The sequence below is a fragment of the Pseudoalteromonas sp. 20-92 genome (assembly GCF_030847595.1).
In the GTDB taxonomy this organism is placed as follows: Bacteria; Pseudomonadota; Gammaproteobacteria; order Enterobacterales; family Alteromonadaceae; genus Pseudoalteromonas; species Pseudoalteromonas fuliginea.
The window spans coordinates 108,875-134,451 of the sequence record NZ_JANJGQ010000001.1 but is presented as its reverse complement, the minus strand read 5'-3'; the positions used below and the strand labels follow the sequence as shown (position 1 = coordinate 134,451).

Here is a 25,577-nt window from a genome sequence, read left to right as displayed (position 1 = left end):
GCCCCTTACGCTTTAGCTTCTACTTGGTCTTTCTTATAAGTACGAAGTACCCATATGAATAAACCAATGATGAAGAATGCACTCGGTGGTAATATCAATAGACCCATAGGTTGATACCAACCGCCATCTTGTACTAATGGGATAATATCAACACCGAATAGTGTTCCTTTACCGAATAGCTCACGAATGAAACCAACAGTAAGTAAAACAACAGAATAGCCTAAACCATTACCAATACCGTCAAGGAATGACATTAGTGGTGGCGACTTCATCGCATATGCTTCAGCACGACCCATTACAATACAGTTAGTAATAATTAGACCAACGAAGACTGAAAGCTCTTTAGCCGTAGCATAAGAAAACGCTTGCAGTACTTGGTCAACAACAATAACTAATGATGCAATAATCGTCATTTGTACAATGATACGTACTGACGATGGGATCTGGTTACGAATAGTCGAGATAAAGAAGCTCGAAAACGCAGTTACCAAGGTCAATGCTATTGACATGATTAACGCATTTTTTAAGCTAGACGTTACCGCTAACGCAGAACAAATACCCAGTACTTGTAGTGCGATTGGGTTGTTAGCTAAAACCGGACCAAATAGGACCGCCTTCATTTCTTTAGTATCAGCCATTATTTCAATGCTCCTTTACGTACTTTCGCAAGGAAAGGGCCAAAGCCGTTTTCGCCAGTCCAAAAGTCAACTGCATGTTCAACACCGTTAGACGTTAATGTAGCACCTGAAAGACCATCGATCTTATGCTCATTATCACCCGCAGTACCTTTAACAATTTGAATTGGTAGCTCTTTACCTTGCCACGTAGCAGTCCACTGTGGATTTTGAATTTCACCACCTAAGCCAGGCGTTTCATTATGCTTGTAGAAAATAATGTTTTTAACTGTTTCACCATCGCTTTCAAGCGAGATAAAACCGTACATTAAGCCCCATAAGCCGTAGCCCTGAATAGGAAGAATGATTGCATCAATAGAGCCATCTTCTTTTTTCGAGATATACACCGGTGACTCTTTAGTCACACGTTGAATACCTGCAATGTCTTTAACGCCTTTCTCTTGAAGAGAAACACTTAGCGCTGCATCGTATTTGCTTTTTTCAAAATCAAAGATTGTTGGGTCTGTGTCTACAAACTCACCTGTGGTCATATTTACAACACGCGCTTCAATTTTAGCATTAAATGTATCAGATACATTCTCAACTTTATCGATGCCTGCCGCTGCTAAGATATTGCTTTGAATATCTTTATTTTTATTAGCTTGCTGTAAAGGACGAAGCTGTACAGAAGCAAACGATACAATGATTGCACACACTAAACATAGTGCTACAACAACTGCTAACGTTTTACCGATTGATTCGTTATTACTAGACATTACGTGCCAACCTCCGCTTGATATTAGCTTGCACTACAAAGTGATCGAACAGTGGAGCAAATAAGTTAGCAAATAAAATTGCTAGCATCATGCCTTCTGGGAAAGCAGGATTCACAACACGGATAAGAACCACCATAAGACCAATTAGTAAACCGTATGCAAATTTACCTTTATTAGTAAATGCAGCCGATACAGGGTCTGTAGCCATAAAGAACATACCAAACGCAAAACCACCAAGCACTAAATGCCAATACCAAGGCATTGCAAATACAGGGTTAGTTTCTGAACCAACAGCATTTAATAAGAATGCCGTTGCTACCATACCAAGGAATACACCTAGTACGATACGCCAAGAAGCGATGCGAACGTAAATTAAGAATAAACCACCTACAAGTAATGCAAGTGTCGATGTTTCACCAACAGAACCTTGAATGAAACCGTAAAATGCATTCCACCATAATTCCATGTTTGAAAAATCAAGTGTGCCAACAAAAGCTTGGCCTAGCATAGTCGCACCAGAGAAAGAATCTACTGCAGTCCATACTGTGTCACCCGAAATTTGCGCCGGGTATGCGAAGAATAAGAACGCACGGCCAGCCAAAGCAGGGTTTAAGAAGTTACGACCAGTACCACCAAAAATTTCTTTAGCGATTACTACACCAAACGTGATACCTAGTGCAACTTGCCATAAAGGAATTGTTGCAGGTAAAATAAGTGCAAATAATACAGAAGTAACGAAGAAACCTTCATTAATTTCATGCTTACGCACAGAAGCAAAAATCACTTCCCAAAAACCACCTACAGCAAACGTGACTGCGTAAATTGGTAGGAAGAAACATGCTCCGTAGAACATTTTAGCGCCCCAGCCTGCATTAGCGGTTAATTCACCACCAAAGAACTGAAACAGACCAACCTGCCACGAATTTGCTAGTTCAAAACCTTGTGCTAAAGCACCTGCGGCCTGGTGACCGATGTTGAACATACCAAAAAACATAGCTGGGAACGTCGCCATCCACACTAAAATCATCATACGTTTTAGGTCGATATTATCGCGTACGTGTGTCTTGCCTTTATTTACATAGCCTGGTGTATAAAAAATAGTTGCAGCTGCTTCATACAGTGCATAAAATTTTTCATATTTTCCACCGGCTTCAAAATTCGGCTCGATATCTTCTAGATATTTTTTTAAACCCATCTCTCTAGCCTTCCTTCTCGATCGTAGTTAAGCAATCGCGCAGGATAGAACCATACTCGTATTTGCCAGGACAAACGAAGGTACATAACGCTAAATCTTCTTCATCAAGTTCAAGCGCGCCCAGTGAAATTGCACTATCTAAATCGCGTGCAATTAAGTCACGTAATAATAGTGTAGGCAAAATATCTAACGGCATCACGCGCTCGTAGCTACCAATTGGAACCATGGCACGTTTTGAACCACCTGTAGACGTTGTCATTTTAAATAAACGACTCGGTGTAAGGTGAGAAAGGAATGTACGCGTTACAGAGAATTTATCACTACCTGGTGCAATCCAGCCAAATAGTTCTTTTTCGCGACCTTCAAGTAATACAGATACTTGAACGTGGTAACGACCTAAGAACTCATTAACACCGTTTGAAGTAGCGCCAGATAAAACAGAACCAGAAATAACACGGTTATCACCGTCTTCTAATTCTCCAGCAACTAAATCATCCAATGAAGCACCTAATTGTGTTTTCACTAAACGTGGGTTTTTAACACGAGGACCTGCAAGCGAAACAACACGGTTTGTGTAAATTTCACCCGTAAGGAATAAGTGACCATACGCAATAACGTCTTGGTAACCAATATGCCAAACTTGTTTACTAGCAGATACAGGGTCAAGATTATGGATATGAGTGCCTACAAGGCCAGCAGGGTGCACACCACCAAACTCATGTACTTCTACTTGAGCGATAGATGAGCTAGGAACTTGACTGCCAACTTGCTTACAAACAAATACTTTTCCATCAGTCAAACGCGATATAACGGCTAAACCCGCTTCGAATGCTTGCGCATTATCAGCAATAACTACCGCAGGATCTGCAGCAAGAGGATTAGTGTCGATAGCGGTCACAAAGATAGAGCTAGGATTTGCATCCACAGCCGCAACTTTGCTGAATGGGCGAGCACGAAGTGCCGTCCACTGACCAGACTGGATAAGTACTTCTTTAGCTTTTTCACGATCTAAGCTCGTAAGCTCAGTGTCAGAGAAAGAGTCAAAGGTGATTTGCTCACTGCCGTCTACTTCAATAACAACAGATTGCAGCACACGTTTAGCACCACGATTTATTTCTTTTACAACACCAGAAGCTGGTGCGGTAAATAGGACGCCGGGGTTCTTTTTATCTTCAAAAAGTACCTGGCCTTTTTTAACTTGGTCATCCATACGGATATGCATGGTTGGACGCATACCAATAAACTCTTCACCTAGCACAGCTACACGTTTGACGGGAGAACCGTCGTGAATAACTTGCTGAGGTGCGCCCTCTATGGGTAAATCCAGACCTTTTTTTATGTTGATCATACGCACTTGCACTACATTAACGGAAAGAAACTGAAAAATCGTACCAACCACGTCGCCATTTGAGCTATCCCAAGTTATATCTATGTATACAAAGAACAACTTGCTATGAATACTAAACAAGCAACGCGGTAAAAACTCTTCACATATTGCCTTAATTTTAACATCATTGTGGGCGACTATGCGAGTCTAATTATGAAAATTATACGACAGAAGCACTTATTTAGTTTTGTTATGTGTATTTAATAAAATTTAAGTTAGACCAAAGTGGTAGCTTAAGCAAAGAATGACATTTTTTAATCACAATTATTCAAAAAAGCCCGCAAAATAAAAAAGTCGCACTCAGCGACTTTTTAATTACATATTTGCAAATATGGTTAATCAATCATATTTGCAATTGGTTTGACCGAATCCACATCTTGATCGTAATCAACTCCGTCAATACCAAAGCCAAATAAACGTAAAAATTCGTTATGGTAACCCACATAATCGGTTAACTCATCAATTGAGCTTGTATCTACGCTATCCCAAACAGCTTGAACACGTGCTTGCACATCGTCTTCTAATTCTTTGTAGTTTTGAAATAAGTGGCCACCTTCATCAAAGCGTGGGTTATCACCATATAAGTTCTCACTAAATAAAGCCTGAATTTGCTCAATTGTACCTTCATAAGTACCATCTACTTTCATTACTTTAAATAATGCTGAAATGTATAAAGGCATAATAGGAATAGCCGAGCTTGCTTGTGTTACCACAGCATTAAGAGACGATACATAGGCTTCGCCATTTAAATCTTTTGTAGATTCTTTAATTGCAGCAGTTGCTCGGTCTAAATCTTCTTTAGCCTTACCAATAGTAGCGTGTCCGTATATTGGCCATGTTAGCTCTTTACCAATATAAGTGTAGGCCGTAGTTTTAAAGTTATCAGCTAATACGTCGGCTTCTTTTAATGCGTCAATCCACATCTCCCAATCTTCACCGCCCATTACTTTAATGGTGTTGTCGATATCGTCCTGGTTTGCCGCTTCAACAGTAATTTCATCAATTTCACGCTTTGACGTATTAAGGTTTTTAGTTGTAACTGCGTTACCTATTGGCTTAAGTGTAGAGGAGAACACTTCACCCGTATTTGGATCAGTACGACGAGGAGACGCCAAGCTATAAATAATACAATCTACTTTGCCCAAATCTGCTTTAATAGTGTCGATTGCTTTTTGTTTGATTTCGTTAGAAAACGCATCACCATTAATATTTTTAGACCAAAGACCCGCTTCGTCAGCTGCTTCTTGAAATGCTGCAGTATTGTACCAACCAGCAGAACCTGTTTTACGTTCAGTGCCTTCTTTTTCAAAGAAAATACCGAGTGTTTTAGCGCCGCCACCAAATGCAGCTGTGATACGCGACGCCAAGCCGTAGCCTGTAGATGCGCCAATAACTAATACATTTTTTGGTGCGTTCTTTAACACGCCTTGTTGTTTTACATAGTTAATTTGTTCTTGAACATGCTCGCTACATCCCGTTGGGTGTGCGTTGGTACAGATAAATCCACGAATTTTAGGCTTAATGACCATTGATGATCCTATATCTTTTACAATAAAAATTAGCGCTAGTTTAAAGGCTAATACTAAAAACACTGATCTGATCAGTTAATCACTAATCAGATACTTCAAAAAATACTTAGCTAATTTTAGAGCCGCCCATACAATTAGGCGAATCAGGTGCTTCTCCGCCCTGCTCGGTATACTCATCCGGTGTATAAGTATGGATAGCGAGTGCATGAATATGATTTGCTAACTCATCTTTTAAAATTTCATTAATTTGACGATGGCGTTGTAATAGGCGTTTGCCAGCAAATTCTTCGCTTACCACAATAACTTTAAAATGTGACTCGGTGCCTTTGCTGTGCATGTGACTTTCGTTAATTACATTTAAATGCTTACAGGCAATTGCGCTGCTGATTTTTTCTTGAATTTGTTGCTGCATTGACATAAAAACCATTTTTGTAGTTAAGTTATGTTGTTATCATAACAACTAGCCAAGCCTATTGGCTAACTAAAATTGAGCTTGCTTGATTTGCTTTATGCATCTAAACGTTAAGCTAATTCGTGGGTGAGCCAATGTAGTTTGCTTTGGGATTGCATGTTGATAATCACGCTGACTGTCGCCACTCATGACTAAACAGCTACCACTTTGCAGCTTTAAATCGGTTACTTTATTTGTCGATTTTTGTTTAAGCTTTAAAACACGCTCTGCTCCAAGTGATACACACACAATAGTAGGTTGATGGCCCAGCTCTATTTCGTCATCACTGTGCCAACCCATAGTATCGTTACCATCTCGGTAATAATTAACTAATAAAGAATTTAATGGCTGATTTAAATGTTTTTCTAAGCGCTTACGCATTGCTAATAAAATATTAGGCCAAGGCTCTACTATTAACTTACTATGCGAATAACCATATTCGAAATTATGCTCGCTAATAAAGCATTGAAGTCGGGGAATTGGGCCTGTTTTAGAATAAACGGTGACGTCGGGTTGCTGCCAAACTAGGTTTTTTTGCAAATAATAAAATAAATCGAGGCTTTTTTGCGCGCTAAGTGCCCTACTTTGATAAGAAAAGCCATTTGGTAACTGTTGGGGGTTGGCGTTTTGCCGTTGCATGTTAGAATTTACCTACATTAGTTTACTGATCAAATACCATTATGACGACGCAAGCCCAGCTAGGCGATAAAACCTTTACTCTTGAACGCTTTCCTTTGGATCAAAAAAACCGCAGTTTACAAGCGTGGGATTCAGCCGATGAGTACCTTATCAATTATGTTAACGAACATCACCCTGATTGTCGCTCACTGCTTATTTTAAACGATAGCTTTGGTGCACTTGCTTGTAGTTTTAATCAATTAACGGTTTGTTCAGTTAATGATTCTTATATTAGCCATCAAGCAGTGGCATATAACTTACAAATAAACAAACTATCCACGGCGCAATTTAGCCAAATAGATAGTCTGTCTGCATTGCCTGAAGACATAGATTTAGTGCTAATAAAAATACCGCGTAACGTAGGTTTTTTGCAATTTCAACTAAGTGAATTAAGCGAAATACTTGCACCTGGTACACCCGTAATTGCAGCCGGTAAAACAAAAGAAATTCATAATTCAACAATAAAATCGTTTGAGCAATTTATTGGTGAAACAAAAACAAGTTTAGCGGTTAAAAAATCACGTCTTATATTAAGCACGGCAAAAGGTGGGTATAAAGCAGCTGATTTCCCTATTACTTGGCCACTTGAAGGCACTGAATTTAATATAACAAATCATGCAAATGTGTTTTCACGTGATTCGTTAGATATAGGTGCTCGATTCTTTTTCAACTATTTACCAGAAACCAAGAAAGAAACTAGCATAATCGATTTAGGTTGTGGTAATGGTGTTGTAGGTGTTATGGCGCTTGCTCGTTGCCCTAAAGCATCTGTCACATTTGTTGATGAATCATACATGGCGGTTGAATCTGCGCGTTTAAATGTAGAACAAAACATGCCTGAGCAGTTTGATAATTGCCAATTTATTGAAAACGATTGCTTGACCGACTTTGATCAAGACAGTGTGGATATGGTGCTATGTAACCCACCATTTCATCAAGCGCAAGCTGTAACAGACCACATAGCATGGCAAATGTTTAAACAAGCAAAAGAAACCTTAAAACAAGGTGGCGAATTACGTATTATTGGTAACCGTCATTTAGATTATCACGACAAACTAAACCGTATGTTTGGCAACTGTAAACTACTTGGCTCCAACAAGAAATTTGTAGTACTAAGTGCCACTAAAAATTATTAGGAATTTAATGATTAAAATTACTTTTAGCCTATGTGCGTTACTTGTACTAGCTGGCTGTGCTAGTCAGCCTAATCAAGTGATCCTTAACCCGGTTTATAAAAATGGCCAAATTAGTACAATTAACAGCAGTTTAAGTACCAGCGTAATTGATTTACGTGGTGACACTGCAACGCTTAAGCTGATTGAATCTGATAAAACTAAAACGTTTGCAAGTCAAGGTATTACAGAGTCAGTTAAAAGCGTTTTAGATAGCGCGCTGAGTCGAAACGGAGCAAGTATTTCAAACCTAGCGACTGTGCGTTTTGAAGTAGATATTCATGCACTGCAAGCTTTGGTAACCGAAAAACTAGTAAGCCACACCAGTGAAGCTCAGATAGAGCTTGGTGTTCGTGTTATTCGCGCTTCAAGCAATTTTAGTAAGGTGTACCGAGGTAGTGCTAATTTAGAAGGCCCATTTAGTCACGAGCGAGCAAAAGTAGAAGGCCAGCTCAATAAGTTGACTGAGCAAATGATTACCCGCATTGTATCAGATCCTGAATTAATAGAATTTTTAGAAGGTTAAACATGAAACGACTTTTTTTAATCTGTTTCGGCCTATTTTTTAGCGCAAGTAGCTTAGCAGCCCAAGAAGGCCGCTTTGTGCAAAAAGATAATATTTTTCCGCGCGTCGAAATCGTAACCTCAATGGGCAGTATCGTAGTCGAGCTTGATCGCTCAAGAGCCCCTATTACAGTCAATAACTTTTTAACGTACGTGTCAGATAAAAGTTACCAGGGAAGTGTTTTCCACCGTATTGAGCGTGATGTAGAAAATGATCGCGATTTTGTTATTCAAGGTGGCGGGTACGACAAAGACTACGATGGTTTACATGAAAACGATCCTATTTTTAACGAAAGTGGTAATGGCTTAAAAAATGACATGTACAGTATAGCCATGGCATATCAGGACAGAGAGCCGCATTCTGGTACTCGTCAGTTCTTTTTTAATATGGACAATAACGACCATTTAAATCCAGATAAAGACTGGGGATTTGCCGTATTTGGTAATGTAATGGATGGCTATGACACACTTGATAAAATAATGGTTGTCGAAACAGGCTTTAACGAAAAAATTGGTTACGATTTCGTGCCAAAAGTACCTGTTGTTATCTTAAATATAAAAGTCCTTGAGCAAGTACCATTATAATTAATGAGCTGTAGTTTAACTACACCCAATCGCCAATGAAGGCCCTATGAGCAAAACTCTCTCTATTAGCGAATATTTTTCTTACTTTAAAGACAAACGCTTAATCAATATTTTTATATTTGGTATGAGCAGTGGTTTTCCTTGGGTTTTAATTGGCTCAGTGCTGTCGGCTTGGTTAAAGGATGAAGGCCTAAGTCGCAGTATGATTGGCCTATTTGGCATTGTATTTGGGGCTTACAGTATAAACTTTTTATGGTCGCCACTCATTGACCGGACCAAGCTCCCTATTTTATATAAATGGCTTGGCCAACGTCGTAGCTGGATACTATTGTGCCAAAGCTTTATCTTAATTGGCACGTTACTATTAGCTGGACTTGATTTAAAAACTAACTTAGCGCTTGTTGCCGTAATTTGCTTATTAATCGCCATTGCTTCTGCTACGCAAGATATTGCAATTGACGCATTTAGAATTGACACTCTCAGTGAAAACGAATCTCATAAAGCTACGGCAGCCGCCGCAATGGCAACATCTGGTTGGTGGACAGGTTATGCCCTTTTAGGCGCTATTCCATTTTATATGGCTGATATCCCGTCGCTTGACTGGCCCCAAATATATTATTTTTTAGCCGCTATAATTTTGCTGTTAATGGGTGGAGCTTTGTTCGCAAAAGAGCCTAAGTCAAACAGAGAAGCCGTGCATGCTGAGCTTGAGCGTGTATACCTTGAAAAACTTTCATCAACAAAACAAACCCCACTTACAAAAACAGTTGCGTGGCTCGCGGTAACCGTTATTGATCCCTTTAGAGCCTTTTTCACTAAAAACGGCGTTAAAACTGCACTTGCGTTACTTGCATTTATTTTCTTATTTAAGATAGGTGAAGCGTTTTTGGGCCGCATGTCTATTGTGTTTTATAAAGAAATTGGTTTTAGTAATAGCGATATTGCTACATTTTCAAAAGTAGGCACTGCCGTACTTACCATTATATTTACCTTTGTTGGCAGCTTATTTAATCAAAAATATGGCATTGTTAAAGGTTTATTTATAAGTGGTATTGCAATGGCAGCATCAAACTTAGCATTTTCATGGATTGCTTTAGTTGGACCTGACTTAAGGCTGTATGCCTTTGCTATTGTTATTGATGGATTTACACAAGCGTGGTCGTTAGTGGCAATGGTCGCGTTTATATCAATGCTTTGTGATAGGGCATTTAGCGCAACTCACTATGCGTTGCTAGCATCATTAGGGAACTTAGGAAGAACGTTGCTTTCAAGTTATAGTGGTGTAGTAATAGATGATTGGTTGGCAGGTAATTGGTCGCTATTTTTTATTCTTACAGCGTTAATGGTTTTACCATCGTTACTATTTTTGTACTTAATTAGGCACAAGCTGTATGAACTTGAGCGAAATTATCATCAAAAAAATTAAGAAATATAATGCATCCCTGCATTAATTTACTGCCTAGAACATTTATATAACTCATAAATGAACTAAACAATCACATAATTAATCTACTTTCAGCAAATTTAATGCTTCATGTGGATCAACGTCTAGTGCAGTACAATAGCGAACAAATTCAATAACATCTAAACGGCGCTCTTGATTTTCAATTTTACCGATAAACGAATGAGGTGTACCTAGCACTTGTGCAAGGCTGCGCATTGTATGCCCTTTTTCATGGCGCTTACTTTTAAGCCACTTTGTTAGCTTTGCGTTTTCTTCTGAAGAAACGGTTTTGCCCATCATTTTACATCTCCTACTCGATGATTTGACATACCCATTAAAGCAGTAGCCTATCAATAGCTGTAGGTAAGTAAGCAGCGCTACTTAATTTCACTTCAATAGCAAGGTGTTGCAGTTAAGCACTGTTGCCACTTACTTCTACCCACTTAGCTAAAAGCTACGCTAAAAATGTGGTATAAGTTTGTTTTTATTGAGAATGAAATTTTGCCCGTCTCATTCTTGGATACATTATATACTATTAATACTTTGGTTGAATGATTAATTGCGTTGTTCGGTACAAAATTAACTTGAGCGAATGTTTATAAACACTGAATATCCATCCATTTTCATCAAAAATTGAATTTTTTATGATTTTGTTTCATTTTAATGCGACATGTTTATTATTGAGTCTTATTAATTTTAAAAAGGTTGAGTCATGTTCAGGATACTATTTTTATTGCCAATTTTACTGTGCTTAGGTTGGTATCTTTTTTTGCGCAATAACGGGGTTCCAATTAAACAAGGTAAAAAAGGCTTTATGTATATTTTAGCTTTTTCTGCGTTTGTGCTCGGCTTTTTTATATTTATTATGCAAATAACCGAATACGCACCAACTGATTTATAGGCATTAAAAAAGCCGCAAAAGCGGCTTTAATCTATTTAGCGTTTGGCTGTTAAACGCTAAAGCTTGCACCACAACCACAGGTTGTTGTTGCATTTGGATTAGATACAAAAAAGCGTGCGCCTTCTAATCCTTCAGTGTAATCAACCTCACCATCAACCAAATATTGAATACTCATAGGATCAACAACTAGGGTTACACCATTTTTTACTATTTCTAAATCGCCGGGGTTTGCTTTTTCATCAAAAGTAAAACCATATTGAAAACCTGAACAACCACCGCCTGTGACATAAACACGCAGTTTTAGCTCTGGATTTTCTTCTTCGTCGATTAACTGTTTAACGCGAACAGCTGCTGCATCGCTGAACTTAATTGGTAATTCTTCTGACATTTTAAAACCCTCAATATCGTAATGACGTGATTATCTAATACCCGAGTGTTTTAATCAAGTATAGTAAAACAACTCTTTACCCTAATCTAATGTCGCATGTATTATGAACTTGGCGTAGCTTTAACCAAGCTAAAAAAATTGATACAAAACTGAGCTCTAAAAAGATCTAATAGACTGATTGATTTGGATTTTAGGAGCATTTTGACCTTTCCGAATTATAATTAGTTCAATTTACGAACAATTCAATTACAATTTAAAACTTCTGTTAATCAATACTGCTTAGAAAGGGCTGCACATATTTGATATTTATGCGTCATGATCTCCTATTTATGGAAATAACCACACTACATGTATTCTACTCAGCCTAAAAATTAAACATACGGCTAAAAAGTCGATCATAACAGCTGCTATGATCGACTCCGTATTTTCAATGCTAATGCCTGTGTGCTACTTATTGAAATAGTATGATCTTTTATAAGCTATAAACATACCTAGCAAGATAAGTAGCATCGCTAATGAACCGCCACCACTACCGCTATCTGAATTAGCTTTTGCTGGAGTAATGATAGCTTTTACATTAACTTCCACCAGCTGTTCAGCTTGATCTTCACCATCAGAAACAATAAGTTTAAACACCAAAGTAGTATCTTGAGCTACGTCTGGTGCTGTAAAGTTAAGCGTATTTGTAGTTACCGAGTCTAGTTGAGTAAGAGCTCCCTGAACTTGCACCCATGAGTAGCTTAAGTCGCTAGACTCTTTGTCTGTGGCTTCAGCGATAATAACAACGTTATCACCTTCATTTACAGAATATGTACTCGCGAGTGTAATCTCTGGCAATTGGTTGATATGTAAAAACTTAACATTGTGCGTATACGTAAACTCTTCATAGCCATCATCAATAATAAGAGTAATTACACTATCAACACTTTGCGTTAATTCACCTACCGTAAGTGTCGCTATATCGAGTTCCGGTGTATTAATTGTCACGGCTTCGTTTGCAACAGACCAACTGTAGCTAAGTATATCTCCGTCAGGGTCAATTGTGTTTGATGCATCTAAATTAAACGTTTCGAGTTCATTCATTTGATCCGGTAATTCAAGCGCTAAAACAGGTGCCTGATTCAAACTTTCTTGTGCAAGTTTTGCAACTAATTCCACAAATCCATTCTTTTGACCATCTAAATCAAATTCGCCACCATCAAGTACTTCAAAAGCTGTGCATTGCGAGCATATTTCTTGATAAACATTCCCTGTTAACTTAGGCACCGTTTTCCAACCTGAGATTGAAAGTAACCTAACTTGTAAATCCGAGCTCAATAACGCGTTATCTAACTGTGGTAGAGCAATTTCAACATAATCGGCTTCATTTGCTAATTCTACGTTTAGATTAACTAAGTCACTTTTAGCTTGAAAATGTGGCTCAAAAATATCTAAATCAGATAAGTGATTTTCAAGTTGTTGCTCATCAATTGTCAAACTATGGATAACATCACTGTTGCTCAAACGAGCAATAGTGCCAACACGAATTGAATTGAACTCATTGACGCTATGGAGTACTTTACCCGATTCTAAAATACCGATATTCATTATTGATGAATTATCTAAATAATCAGGGATCCCATCTCTGTCAGCGTCACTCATACCCTCTTCTATATCGGGAATACCATCACCATCAGTATCTATTAGTGGATCATTAAATACTACTTCATCAATAACAGGGATTGTCTGTGTAGTTGTCGCAACAACATCATCGTTTATCGTCGCTGAAAATGACAACTCAAATACATCCGAGCTAATACTTTTTGAATCAAAAGTCATTTCCCAACTCGTATCACTCAGCCTATAAAAATCTAAGTCACTGCCAGTGTTTTCGTTCAGCTGCGCATATTCAGGTGTAGTCCCCATTAACTTTACAACCACTGAAGTAGGCGAGTTACTTCGCTCTATCGATGTTACTACTTTATTATTTTGTTTATAAAGTAAAGAAATATAAGGCTCAATCAACTCGTCATGAAATAAAATTTTGCTTTGAGCTTTGTCGGTAACAAAAACGCTATAATTAGGCTCAAGCTCTAGCAGGGTTGAATTACCAATGAAGCTAGGATCTAGTTCAACTTCAATAGAGCCAGATTCATCTATACTAAATGATTTATAATTATTACCTGCTCGTAACTGAAAGCGAGCATAGCCTGTGGGGCTTTCGCCTGATATGTAAAGTTTAACAACTATTTTATGAATCGAATCAGAAAGCGTAAATGGTTGAATCGCGATCTCTGGGTATATTTGCACATTCACAACCCCGGATGCTTTATTTCCAGCTCCATCTTCAGCCGTAACAGCAACGTTAACTAAACCAGTACGAAAAACAAAATCATTATCTATTGTTACTGAACTCAGACCAGATACATTCTCACGAATGACATAACCGTTTAGTAGCTCATTTTTAATTCCATCAATTGTATTACCATAAAAATGAAGTGTACTATTTGCTTCAAAAATCGGTGCAACGGTGTCAACAATGAAGACGGTTTGCACAGCTTGAGTTTCATTCCCAGCCCTATCACGCGCAATCCATGTAACTTGGTGTTCACCTACATCAAACCTGCTTCCATTCGAAATGTAAACCTCTGGCGTAAAATAGCCATTGTCCACTACATCGGGTCTATAGAGATCAAGCAAATATGTGTATTCACGTTCAGCCTCAATCGTAACAGCGGATAAATCTGTAAAAGTAGGAGCTTGGTTCTCACCCTGAGTAGGGTCTGTTGGGGCACTATCTTCATTATCAATAACACCATCGCTGTCTGTGTCATTTGATTGAGGGTTTGTATTTAACTCAAACTCGATTAAATTAGTTAAGCCGTCGTAATCGTTATCATTGGATGCATCATAGCTATCAAGTACATTTAAACCATGCTCAAACTCCCAGTAATCGGGAATGCCATCATTATCGGTGTCTAGCGTCGGATCAACTTCAGAAATCCATTGCAATTGGTCTACAGCTAAAGCGAATTGTATATCGTGGTTTGGAATAAATGAGACTTTAATTATATTGAAACCGGCATTAATCGGAATTAGAAGTCTTGATTCATTAGTGAATAAATCGAGCTTATTACCATTGACAATAACTGCAAAGACGCCAGAGTAAGAGTAAGAGTAATCTAAATTCAAATAACCTTGTTCAAACACACCAGCGAGTGCAAACCCAACTTGCTCACCTTGTTTTACGTCTATGATTGAAATGCTTTGAGCGCCGTCAGTAAACCAATTTTGATAAGCACTCCACTCCTTTTGACTATTCGCAAGGGGTGTTAAATAACTTGGTAATGAATTACCTTCAAAACTTTCACTTAAATTAGAGAATGTCGAAGGAATTGATTGTGAACTATCTGCTCGACTTTGTGCATAAAACTCTTGGTAATTTGAGTAACCATCATTATCGGTGTCGAGTAATGCATCCGTTGAATCTAGAGGTAATAATCCATTATCTACTTCGTAACCATCACTTAGCTCATCGTTATCTGTATCACCAAGATTAGGGTTTGTGCCTAATTCATACTCTTGCAAAGCACTTAAACCATCGTTATCTAAATCTAATTGCGCATCAGTACTGTCAAGGCGATCTAAAGCATATTTGACCTCCCAAACATCGGGTAACAGATCACCGTCTGAATCACGCATATCATCTAATGGTAAATATACAAAATTATCAATCCATACAGTATCCTGACCATAACTAGCAGAGCCGTCTTTACTATATTTGAAACTAATATTTTGAACCCCCTCTTCAATCTCTAACAGCAGTGGGCCTTCTTTTAAAGAGGAATCTGATGCAAATATTCGTTGTTCATTTACATACACATGTAAATTATCACAGCAACTTTCAGATTCTATTTTAAAATCAAACAGTAAGTAACCCGACTTAAATAACCCCGTCACATCAAATTGGCTAATTTCATTATCAGATAATACTCCTGATCGAATACTTTGCGCACCATCAGTCGCAAAAGTTGTATCAATATACCATGGTGAATTACTCTGTTCATTATCCACTAGCCATGATGGTAGTTCGCTGCCTTCAAATGAATCCGTAATATCTAAATGCAAAGGGAAAGAGCTTATATCTTGTGGGTTTGTACCACTTATAAATTCGATTAAATTACTAAAACCATCGCCATCGTGATCACTCGTCGCATCACTAGGATCTGTTAGAGATAAATCGTTGTAAAACTCCCAACCGTCCGGCATTTTATCGCCATCAGTATCTGCGTTATTAGGTAAGCCTTGGTTTTCAAATTCCTGTAAATTTGACAGCCCGTCTTCATCATTATCGAGTAGTGCATCACTTGAGTCATTAATATTTAAACCGTGTTGCAATTCCCAATAATCAGCGATACCGTCTGCGTCAATGTCAGAAAACTCGTCGCCAATATAAATATTATCTATAAATACGGCATCTGAATCAGTTGATACGGACATATCTTTACTGTAAACAAAAGTTAACTTATTCAAACCAGCAGAAATTGCATGAGTAAATGTTTCCCATTGCAGTGAAACACCTGATTTATTTAAAACCAATTCATCGTTAATATAAACAGTGAAAAAATCAAAGTTTTCTTCTGAATTAATGTTGTAGTTAAAGTTTAAAAATTTGTCACTATCAATAAGTACTGAATATTCAACACTCGTTTGCTGGGAGTCGCTTATATCATTATTAGTTAACACAAAACTATTGGTCTCAACATCCTGCATTACTAACCAAGGAGTAATAGGTACAGATGAAATAAAGTTTTCTGGTACAAGTCCGTCATCAAAATTTATCGTGGTAGTGGATGGAACATCTGGTGTTGAGCTAGCATCAGATGGGTCAGAACCGGCTAAATATTCAATCAGGTTGCTTATTCCATCCCCATCTAAATCTAGTTGGCTATCACTCCCATCTAACGGATTAAGCTGATATGTAAGCTCCCAGTTGTCAGGCATCGTATCTAAATCTGAATCTGAACTTATAGGATTAGTATTGTGTTCATTTAATTCAGCAAAATCAGTTAACGTATCCCCATCGGAATCTTCGTTGTTAGGAAGAGTATTTGCATTGTATTCTTCCAAATTAGTTAGACCATCATTATCTAAATCTAGATCTGCATCACCTGCTGAGCTGGGGTCTAAATTGTAAACACGCTCCCAGTTATCATCCATTCCATCTAAATCACTATCGATGAACTGAATGTTATTACAGATCACACCAACAGCATTAAATGCATTAACAACATCACCTGCATTGTAGCGAAGGTCTATTGCTGTATTTATTGCACCACATGCGGCATCAATATAATCCGATGAAGAAATCCAATAGTTTTGATTGGCTTTAAGCATAATTTCAAATGCTTTTTTTGGATCCCAACCTTCACTTGTCGCTAGTAAGAAAAAAGCACGATTAAATACGCCACTACTAAAGTGCACATCCATTCCGTAGTAAAAATCATTAGCATGATCAATAGAGACACCATCATTAGAAGGTGTTGCAAAGTAACGTAAAGCAGTCGCTTGTTTCGTTATATCTGCGCCAGATAACCAATCAGTCTCGCCTCGAACAAAAAACTCAGCTGTTTCTCCTGCCATATCAGAAAATGACTCATTAATACCACCCGACTGATCAAAATACATCAAGTCTGAATTTTGATTTGTGAAACCATGGCTTACTTCATGAGAAACAATATCTAATGACACTAAAGGGTGAAATCGATCTGCCCCATCGCCAAATGTCATCGCATAGCCATTCCAAGTGGCATTTTCCCAGCCATTATCTTGATGAACACGCATTAACAATTTAAATGTTAATGGGGCCGTATTATACCATTGCTCATACATATCAAAAACAGCGGTACCAAACGCGTGCGCATCATTCAAAGGAGAATATGCACCATTTATTTCTTTATGAGTATTTCTATCACAAAGGAACGAAAATGCATCGACAGGTTCTTGGCCTGACTCCATTGTCACCGTCTTTACTTTGTCGTTTTCTAAAAAGCATGTTGTGCCATTTTGAGTAACTTCTAGCGCAGGGAAATCTGTCCCATATTCATACTGGCCAGTCTTCGTATTACCACCAGGTCCTGAAGCTTGCGCTTGTTGAATATTATTCCATACTTTAATTAGAGAATAATCTGACTCATCAATTAACGCTGCTGGTAGGCTCTCCAATGACTGATCATTAACAAACAATTCTATAAGTCGAACATAGCGCGCTTTACCATTATTTATGTAGATGTAACGATCATTACTCGTGATATCAAAACGCGAAGCTATATTTAGTTTTGACTTTGCTAATATTGCTTTAGCAGCATCTTCAGGCTTGAACTGATTATTTTTTGTTTTTTTAAGCTGTTCATCGCTGATGTTCTTGGCAAAAAAACCACTGATATGGTTTGTTTTATTTTGTACACTAATCTGCTGCCCCCAAATAGGAACCCCAGCGTAATACTGTTGCATCTTTTTAGATTTTTTAGATCCATTAATCCCTTTAGATAACATACTGTTATTTTTTGATATTTCAGAGAAATAAACTGGATTTATATTTTTTGAATTGCTTGTAGATGAATTATTAAGAAGTGCCGTCAATTCCACTTTATTTACAGGTGTAATTCTTTCAACAACAGCGCTATGGGCTACCATCGAGTTAAAAACACATAACGCAGTAATCCCTGCAGTTAATCCTTTATACATAAATTTCCTATGCTTAACGCATTATAATTAGTTTTTAATACCTTATATTAACAAAAGTAAACCATTTAAAAAATAAAAACGACTCATTTTAAGTTTACGAATAGTATCAACGAACACCACCATAAATATTAAAACTAATTTAACCTGAGCACTGTTCAAGTGACACACTAAAAAATTGAATTATATGATATTTTAATTTTTTTCCCTAGCCAGAGACTTTTATTGCGAGTAGATTCTACGCAGTCAGCGCTAAAAGTAACCGCTTGAGATAGATTTATTATCCAAAGTTCAGGTTAATTTACATGTCAAAATATTTTTTCAGGCAAATTTTTGAAGGAAATAAAGTTAATTTAGTAGCAACTTCCTTATCAGTTATGTGAATCTATTTATGTTATTAATTTTACAAAATCACAAGGACTTAGTGGTTAGCATTTGCTAAACTGCTCGCTGAAAAATATGACGAGGAAATAATGCATGTGGCTTGAGCAACTCAGGCGTCGGCTGGCAAAACCTAAAACATCTGTACAATTATGCTTATTAGGCGTAGTTGCCGGATTGATTGCTGCATTTTTTATTATTTTATTTCGTTTAACTATTTTATTTTTCCAAAGCTTATTTTTAGAAACACCTGACGACTTTACTACCCTACCAACACTTGAACGTGTTTTAATGCCGCTAATAGCCGCACTATTAATTGCGTGTTTTGCTGCGTTTACTGGCTTTAAACATTATCGTTTAGGCATTCCTTTTGTTATTCACCGTATTAAGCGCCATTACGGACAAATGCCTCTTTATAATACGGTAAATCAGTTTGTTGGTGGTGCATTAGCACTTATAAGTGGTTTTTCGGTCGGCCGCGAAGGCCCTTCTGTTCATATGGGCGCCACTGGTGCAAGCATTTTAGCCGACAAGCTCCACTTACCTCATAACGCGATGCGTACATTAACGGGTTGTGGTGTTGCAGCTGGGATTGCTGCTTCATTTAATACCCCACTGGCAGCTGTTATCTTCGTAATGGAAGTAGTACTTAGGGAATATAAAGTACATATATTTGTGCCCATTATGCTTGCTGCGGTTACAGGTGCACTCGCTACTCAATTTGTTTTTGGTGAAGGCTCTGAACTTGCTCTTATTACAATAGCGCCACTTAGCGGTTGGCACTACCCATATTTAATATTGTGCGGCATGGCACTCGGTGCAATTGCATTTAGCTTTAATCAAAATTTAATGTTAATTATTAAAACATTTAAGCCTTTGAGTATGTTCCCTCGCCTATTGATTGCAGGCTGTATTGCCAGTTTAATTGCATACGCAGTACCACAAGCAATGGGGTCAGGTATGAGTGCAATTACCATTGCGGTAGAATCCCCTGAGAACGTAAAATTACTTACCACCATTTTAATTGCCAAATTACTTGCCACTTTATTTGCGATTGGTTTGGGTATTCCTGGTGGGTTAATTGGCCCAGTGATCGGACTTGGCGTATTAATTGGTACTCTTATGGCCTTTTGCGCACAATTTATTAGTCCTGGAACTGATATAGCAGGTACTTATGGGGTTTTAGGAATGGCGGGATTAATGGCTGCAACGTTGCATGCCCCATTAGCTGCTTTAACAACCGTTATGGAGCTAACATCATCGCCTGAGATTATTGTGCCTGCCATGCTTGTTATAACGACAGCCTATGTAACTGCATTACAATTTTTTGGAAATCGCTCCATATTTTTACAGCAATTAGATTTTCAGGGACTTCCCTATCATGTATCTCCAGCCACAGAAGCGCTACAAAAAGTAGGGATAATGGATGACATGGACGAAAATTTCAAATTGCTATATTCAGATGATAAAGAGCAAATAAAAAATACCCTTGATGCTATGGATAGCCAAACACCACTTATTGTATTTGATGAGGAGAATGGCTACAGGCTTGCTGAATACGATTTAAGTCTAATGTCTGATCAGGCCATCAATTTAAACTACATTAGCCTGCAGGGCATTAGTAGCCAAGCAACACTAGCCGATGCATTCGATATGTTAAAAGACAAAAGAAGTGGCGCACTGTACGTTTACAACCTTTTAGATAATCAACAAATTATGGGGCTTTTACGTTGGGACCAAATTCATCATATTTTGACCATTCGTAACAGCTTACTTTAAACAATAAGGATTATTATGAGCGCATTATTGATTTATAAAACACTCCACATATTTTTTATGATTGCGTGGTTTGCCGGTATTTTTTACTTACCTCGATTATTTGTATATCACGCCATGAGCGAAGAAAAGTCGTGTAACTCTATGCTTAAAGTTATGGAGCGCAGACTACTTTATTTTGTCACCCCATTTGCTGTTTTAACGGCTGTATTTGGAGTACTAACCATTGTTGAGTATGGTCGTGATTGGTTTAGATACAGCATGTGGCTACATTACAAACTTGTACTCGTTATTATTTTGTATATATACCACGGCTACTGTTTTAAATTATTGAGCGACTTTAAGCATGACCTAAACACTAAAACGGATCGTTTTTACCGAATTTTTAACGAGCTACCTGTTATTGCGCTACTCATAATTGTGGCATTAGCAGTAATAAAGCCTAGCTTGTGAAAACCTCTGGCTAGAGATGAATAAATTTAAATATCATTATTTCTCAATGTTTTAGTGAGCAACCCAACCAGAGTTCAGGTTAAGTCACATTTTAATTTTGTTTTAATACGCGCGATTGCGTGCCCCATTTTTTGGATTATCGCGCCCTTTTGAAAAACTAGGAATAACCCCATGTTAAGTTTCCAAGGTGAAAATATACTGTCTGTTAGTCAGCTAGACAGGGACTGTATTGAACGCATTTTTGCAGTTGCTAAAAAAATGGAGCCTTATGCTAAAAAACAAAAACGTACCAACGTACTTGAAGGCGCTATTTTAGCTAACTTGTTTTTTGAGCCAAGCACACGAACACGTGTAAGCTTTGGTACAGCCTTTAACTTACTCGGTGGTTTAGTTCGTGAAACAACCGGTATGCAAAGCTCAGCCCTTGCAAAAGGGGAATCACTTTACGATACCGCACGTGTTATTTCAGCTTATGCTGATGCTGTCGCTATGCGTCACCCAGATTCAGGCTCGGTCAGTGAGTTTGCTACGGGCTGTAGCGTACCAGTAATTAATGGTGGCGATGGCCCAAATGAGCACCCCACTCAAGCCTTACTTGACTTACTCACTATTGAACGTGAACTCAGCCGTTTTGATCAAAACATTGATGGTATGCATATAGCCTTAGTGGGCGATTTAAAATATGGTCGCACCGTACACTCGCTTTCAAAACTATTGTGCCATTATAAAAATGTAAAATTTTCGATGGTTGCTCCCGATGGCTTACAAATGCCTGACTACATCTTAGACGCAGTAGATAACGCGGGTCACAAAATTGAATTGGTAGACAAGATGGAAGGCAATTTAGCGGCCGACATCGTTTATCAAACACGTATTCAAGAAGAACGCTTTCCTTCACAAGAAGAAGCAAATAAATACCGAGGTGGATTTAGAATTAGCCAATCAATTTACAGTGCACACTGTAAACCTAACTCTGTTCTTATGCATCCACTTCCGCGTGACAGTCGTATTGAAGCCAACGAGCTCGATAATGACTTAAACGCTAACGACAATTTAGCTATATTTCGCCAAGTACAAAATGGTGTATTAATTCGTATGGCACTGTTTGCTTTAACACTCGGCGTAGAAAACAAAGTTGAGAAGTATGAAGTAGACGTACCTTGGTTTAGCCGCAAACGCGATAGCTAAGCCCCTTTTAAGTGACAATTTATAGGATTTTTCATGACAATTAGCCAAGACTTATTTGAACGCGCTCAAGCCTCTATTCCAGGTGGCGTAAATTCGCCAGTTCGTGCTTTTAATGGTGTAGGCGGTACGCCGCTATTTATTACAAAAGCAGAAGGTGCGTTTACATTTGACGCTGATGGTAATCGTTACATTGATTACGTTGGCTCTTGGGGGCCAATGATTATGGGGCATAACCACCCTGCGATTAAACAAGCCGTTCACGAAGCAGTAGAAAACGGCCTCAGTTATGGCGCGCCAACTGAAGCCGAAATTTTAATGGCTGAAAAAGTAAAAGAGCTAGTCCCATCAATCGAAAAAGTGCGTATGGTCAGCTCAGGTACTGAAGCAACTATGAGTGCAATTCGTTTGGCACGTGGTTTTACAGGTCGCGATAAAATATTAAAGTTTGAAGGGTGTTACCACGGCCATGCAGATTCGTTATTAGTTAAAGCAGGCTCAGGTGCACTAACAATGGGCGTACCGAACTCTCCAGGTATTCCAGAAGACTTTGCAAAGCATACGCTTACGGTATCGTTTAATAACTTAGATGAAGTAAAGGCTATTTTTGCAAAATACGCAGACGAAATTGCTTGTATTATTGTAGAGCCAGTAGCCGGTAACATGAACTGCATACCACCTGTGCCAGGCTTTTTAGAAGGTTTACGCGATGTGTGTGACGAATATAAATCAGTACTTATTTTTGATGAAGTAATGACGGGTTTTCGAGTGGCACTTGGCGGCGCACAAGCTTATTACAACATTAAACCAGATCTTACGTGTTTAGGTAAAGTAATTGGCGGCGGCATGCCCGTTGGCGCGTTTGGTGGTAAAACAGAAATAATGGATTACATTGCACCTGTTGGCCCTGTATATCAAGCGGGCACTCTTTCTGGTAACCCTATTGCAATGGCTGCTGGTTTAAAATCACTGGAGCTATTAAGTGAGCCAGGCCTGCACGATAAGCTAGAAGCAATTTCAAAAGCAATTTGTGAAGGATTTGAAGCTGGCGCTAAAAAAGCAGGTATTGCGTTAACGACTAATTACGCAGGCGGGATGTATGGATTCTTTTTTACCAATGCGGAAAAAGTAACAACCTACAAACAAGCAACTGAATGTGACTTAGAGCGTTTTAAACGTTTTTTCCACCTTATGCTTGAAGAAGGTGTTTACTTAGCACCATCTGCGTTTGAGGCCGGTTTTGTATGTGCTGCACACTCTGTTCAGGAAGTAAAAGAGACCATCGCAGCTGCCGAACGCTCATTTGCTAAACTGTAACTTAAAAATTACTTTTGTATTAATTAAACGCCTGTTTTTAATGCGTATAATTAATATAAATGATTAAAAAAAGCCCAAAAGGGCTTTTTTTATTTGTAAAGTAATTTAAATGAATGATAATTAACCTTAACAAGGTCTAGTTAGCATTAATTCCCTATTCAATAATACAAGAGAGTCTTATGTCAGGATTACGACAATTCACAGCACCTGCCACCAGGCTAATGGCTAATTTAAAGTACAAAACAAAAATTAGCCTTACATTTGGTATATTGTTAGTTCCTCTTGCTATTAGTTTGTTTTTTCTAGTGTCGCTATTAAGTGATAGCATTAACGTATCTAAAATGCAGCAGCAAGGCTTAAAAGGTTATCAAGCCATACTTAATAATCAAATGCTTGGAACAAGCAGTAAAAATATAAAAGTTGCTCGCGAACTAGGCTTCACAATAAAAGATGGTCAAGCTGATGATGTGCTAGAACTTGTTTCAATTGAGTCTAATTTAGCACTTGATAGCCAACTTGCCAGTGCTTATGTAAATCGCGCATTAGTCACCCCGATCCCTGCACTTATAATGCAAATAAATTTAACGACCGAAAGCGCAAATACAGTACTAACCAGTAACCGATTTACACCCGATACATTTATTGCTCTCTCCAATCTTAGTAAGTCATTGCCTCTGTATGAAAAGCAATTAGAAAAAACTTTAACCGTAGCAACTGCAGCAGACAAATCAGTTAGTAAAATACTTACCCCTGCTCTACAGCAACTACAAGAAACTGTGTATGCATTCAAAAATGCGATAGACAAAAAGTTACTTGAGCCAGATGATATAGAACTAAGTAAAAGTAAATTTGAACAGCTAACAAATGATGTTAATAACAGTATCAGTACATTAATAAATAAGAGTATTCCAACTCTAGAATCTTTAGTTGAAAATAAACTGAAAACGCAACAATGGACACGTAACATTGTATTAGCTGCTTCAGTTTGTAGCTTAATTTTTGCCTTTTATTTAATGGTCGGCTTCTACTTTGCTGTGGTTGATACTATAAACCGCTTCGCTGAAGCCGCAAATAAAGCTGCTAATGGGGATTTAAAAGCAATTCTCCACTCAACTGGTAGTGATGAAATGAGTATTATTGCTTCGAGATATAATGCTTTGTTAAATGCATTCTCGCATTTATTGTCAGATGTAAAGGCAAGTACGGTAGAACTGTGTGATGCCACAAAATCACTATCGCATGCAAGTAGCCAAACAAGTGACGATGTTACTAAACAACAAACACGTGTAAATGCTATCCATAATGCTTTAAGTGATATGGCACAAACTGCACATACTGTTGAAGAGTCAGCTCACCAAGCGACACTGACAGCTCAAGATGCCGCTTCACATGTAAAACAAGGCTCAGACAATACAATGGAGCTGGCTAAATATATGCAAGACTTGCAAATTGAATTTGCAGAAAGCCAGCAAGCACTCGACAGATTAGCGCAAGATAGCCAAGAAATAAGTAAAGTAAGTAAAGGGATTAGTGAAATCGCCGATCAAACTAATTTATTAGCCCTTAATGCCGCTATTGAAGCAGCTAGAGCTGGTGAACATGGTCGAGGATTTGCTGTTGTAGCTGATGAAGTAAGAACCTTAGCGCAGCGTACACAAACACAAACCCAAGAAATTCATCAAATTATTAGCTCATTGCAACAAGCTTCTGACGACACACAACAGAAAATGCGTTCAAGTGTTGAGAAGATGGAACAATCAGTAAAAGCAGCCAACCAAACCAACGAAGTATTGCAAAGTGCAGAACAAAGCATGGGTGATATTAAACATCAGGGCGAAGTTATTGCAGAACGAGTTAAACAGCAATCAAATGCTACAACACAAGCATTAAATGACTCGCAAGCGGTCAGTAACTTAGCGGATCAAACCTTGATCTCGGCACAATCAACACTTCAGGATGCCCAGCAGTTAAGCCGTTTATCTAATGACCTAACTAAGTCTATGAGCTTTTTTAAATCATAATTAATTGACTTTAATTCACAACAAAGCCGCTAAATAA

At 38.2% G+C, this 25,577-nt stretch carries 20 protein-coding genes; 10 read left to right on the top strand and 10 right to left on the bottom strand.

Annotated elements, in window-relative coordinates; all coding sequences use genetic code 11:
* Positions 1 to 5: 5 nt before the first annotated feature.
* The 7 genes from NRL14_RS00545 to NRL14_RS00515 form a co-directional block, all read right to left on the bottom strand.
* On the bottom strand, positions 6 to 638 hold the full coding sequence (locus tag NRL14_RS00545; protein WP_007376133.1) for an NADH:ubiquinone reductase (Na(+)-transporting) subunit D: 633 nt from the start codon (positions 636 to 638) through the stop codon (positions 6 to 8).
* Positions 638 to 1,390: a Na(+)-translocating NADH-quinone reductase subunit C gene (locus NRL14_RS00540; protein WP_007376132.1), complete on the bottom strand. Its 753-nt coding sequence runs from the start codon at positions 1,388 to 1,390 to the stop codon at positions 638 to 640. The genes NRL14_RS00545 and NRL14_RS00540 overlap by 1 nt, the downstream gene beginning before the upstream one ends.
* Positions 1,383 to 2,585 carry an NADH:ubiquinone reductase (Na(+)-transporting) subunit B gene (locus NRL14_RS00535; protein WP_007376131.1) on the bottom strand — a complete coding sequence of 401 codons (1,203 nt, stop codon included), beginning with the start codon at positions 2,583 to 2,585 and terminating at the stop codon, positions 1,383 to 1,385. Before NRL14_RS00535 ends, NRL14_RS00540 begins: the two co-directional genes overlap by 8 nt.
* A 4-nt stretch (positions 2,586 to 2,589) precedes the next feature.
* Positions 2,590 to 3,933, bottom strand: a complete 1,344-nt coding sequence (locus NRL14_RS00530; RefSeq protein WP_306723731.1) for a Na(+)-translocating NADH-quinone reductase subunit A — start codon at positions 3,931 to 3,933, stop codon at positions 2,590 to 2,592.
* Positions 3,934 to 4,307: 374 nt separating this feature from the next.
* The gene (gene fabV, locus NRL14_RS00525) at positions 4,308 to 5,501 is read right to left on the bottom strand and encodes an enoyl-ACP reductase FabV (RefSeq protein ID WP_306723730.1); all 1,194 of its coding nucleotides are present in this window, start codon (positions 5,499 to 5,501) and stop codon (positions 4,308 to 4,310) included.
* 106 nt (positions 5,502 to 5,607) lie between these two features.
* On the bottom strand, positions 5,608 to 5,919 hold the full coding sequence (locus NRL14_RS00520) for a BolA family transcriptional regulator (protein ID WP_033028965.1): 312 nt from the start codon (positions 5,917 to 5,919) through the stop codon (positions 5,608 to 5,610).
* Positions 5,920 to 5,982: 63 nt separating this feature from the next.
* Entirely contained in the window at positions 5,983 to 6,591 is a 609-nt protein-coding gene (locus NRL14_RS00515) for an alpha-ketoglutarate-dependent dioxygenase AlkB (protein ID WP_007376126.1), read from the bottom strand.
* A gap of 41 nt (positions 6,592 to 6,632) precedes the next feature.
* Here NRL14_RS00515 and NRL14_RS00510 point away from each other — a divergent pair, with 41 nt between their 5' ends.
* The 4 genes from NRL14_RS00510 to NRL14_RS00495 are packed head-to-tail and all read left to right on the top strand — an operon-like array spanning position 6,633 to position 10,377.
* Positions 6,633 to 7,766, top strand: coding sequence for a methyltransferase (locus tag NRL14_RS00510; protein ID WP_007376125.1), 1,134 nt, complete (start codon positions 6,633 to 6,635; stop codon positions 7,764 to 7,766).
* A gap of 7 nt (positions 7,767 to 7,773) precedes the next feature.
* Positions 7,774 to 8,328, top strand: a complete 555-nt coding sequence (locus NRL14_RS00505) for a YajG family lipoprotein (protein WP_149606594.1) — start codon at positions 7,774 to 7,776, stop codon at positions 8,326 to 8,328.
* A 2-nt stretch (positions 8,329 to 8,330) separates the two neighbouring features.
* The gene (locus NRL14_RS00500; protein WP_007376123.1) at positions 8,331 to 8,951 is read left to right on the top strand and encodes a peptidylprolyl isomerase; all 621 of its coding nucleotides are present in this window, start codon (positions 8,331 to 8,333) and stop codon (positions 8,949 to 8,951) included.
* Positions 8,952 to 8,997: 46 nt separating this feature from the next.
* Positions 8,998 to 10,377, top strand: a complete 1,380-nt coding sequence (locus NRL14_RS00495) for an MFS transporter (protein WP_007376122.1) — start codon at positions 8,998 to 9,000, stop codon at positions 10,375 to 10,377.
* Positions 10,378 to 10,455: 78 nt separating this feature from the next.
* Here the strand turns inward: NRL14_RS00495 and NRL14_RS00490 are convergent, their stop codons facing one another.
* Positions 10,456 to 10,695, bottom strand: a complete 240-nt coding sequence (locus NRL14_RS00490; RefSeq protein ID WP_007376121.1) for a helix-turn-helix domain-containing protein — start codon at positions 10,693 to 10,695, stop codon at positions 10,456 to 10,458.
* 412 nt (positions 10,696 to 11,107) lie between these two features.
* On the opposite strand from NRL14_RS00490, the gene NRL14_RS00485 reads away from it, so the two are divergent.
* Positions 11,108 to 11,296, top strand: coding sequence for a hypothetical protein (locus tag NRL14_RS00485; RefSeq protein WP_033014996.1), 189 nt, complete (start codon positions 11,108 to 11,110; stop codon positions 11,294 to 11,296).
* Positions 11,297 to 11,345: 49 nt separating this feature from the next.
* Here NRL14_RS00485 and erpA read toward each other — a convergent pair whose 3' ends face one another.
* Together erpA and NRL14_RS00475 are read right to left on the bottom strand one after the other, a co-directional pair.
* A complete protein-coding gene (gene erpA, locus NRL14_RS00480) occupies positions 11,346 to 11,684 on the bottom strand; it encodes an iron-sulfur cluster insertion protein ErpA (protein ID WP_007376119.1) in 339 nt (112 codons plus the stop codon).
* Between the two features lie 447 nt (positions 11,685 to 12,131).
* The gene (locus NRL14_RS00475) at positions 12,132 to 18,410 is read right to left on the bottom strand and encodes a M4 family metallopeptidase (RefSeq protein WP_306723729.1); all 6,279 of its coding nucleotides are present in this window, start codon (positions 18,408 to 18,410) and stop codon (positions 12,132 to 12,134) included.
* Positions 18,411 to 18,884: 474 nt separating this feature from the next.
* Here NRL14_RS00475 and NRL14_RS00470 point away from each other — a divergent pair, with 474 nt between their 5' ends.
* The 5 genes from NRL14_RS00470 (at position 18,885) to NRL14_RS00450 (ending at position 25,540) form a co-directional block, all read left to right on the top strand.
* Positions 18,885 to 20,567, top strand: a complete 1,683-nt coding sequence (locus NRL14_RS00470) for a chloride channel protein (protein WP_007376117.1) — start codon at positions 18,885 to 18,887, stop codon at positions 20,565 to 20,567.
* 15 nt (positions 20,568 to 20,582) lie between these two features.
* Positions 20,583 to 21,017: a CopD family protein gene (locus NRL14_RS00465; protein ID WP_306723728.1), complete on the top strand. Its 435-nt coding sequence runs from the start codon at positions 20,583 to 20,585 to the stop codon at positions 21,015 to 21,017.
* Between the two features lie 171 nt (positions 21,018 to 21,188).
* The gene (locus tag NRL14_RS00460; protein WP_007376115.1) at positions 21,189 to 22,205 is read left to right on the top strand and encodes an aspartate carbamoyltransferase; all 1,017 of its coding nucleotides are present in this window, start codon (positions 21,189 to 21,191) and stop codon (positions 22,203 to 22,205) included.
* Positions 22,206 to 22,238: 33 nt separating this feature from the next.
* The gene (gene hemL / locus NRL14_RS00455; RefSeq protein WP_306723727.1) at positions 22,239 to 23,519 is read left to right on the top strand and encodes a glutamate-1-semialdehyde 2,1-aminomutase; all 1,281 of its coding nucleotides are present in this window, start codon (positions 22,239 to 22,241) and stop codon (positions 23,517 to 23,519) included.
* A 179-nt stretch (positions 23,520 to 23,698) separates the two neighbouring features.
* Positions 23,699 to 25,540: a methyl-accepting chemotaxis protein gene (locus NRL14_RS00450; protein ID WP_033023282.1), complete on the top strand. Its 1,842-nt coding sequence runs from the start codon at positions 23,699 to 23,701 to the stop codon at positions 25,538 to 25,540.
* Positions 25,541 to 25,577 lie beyond the last annotated feature (37 nt).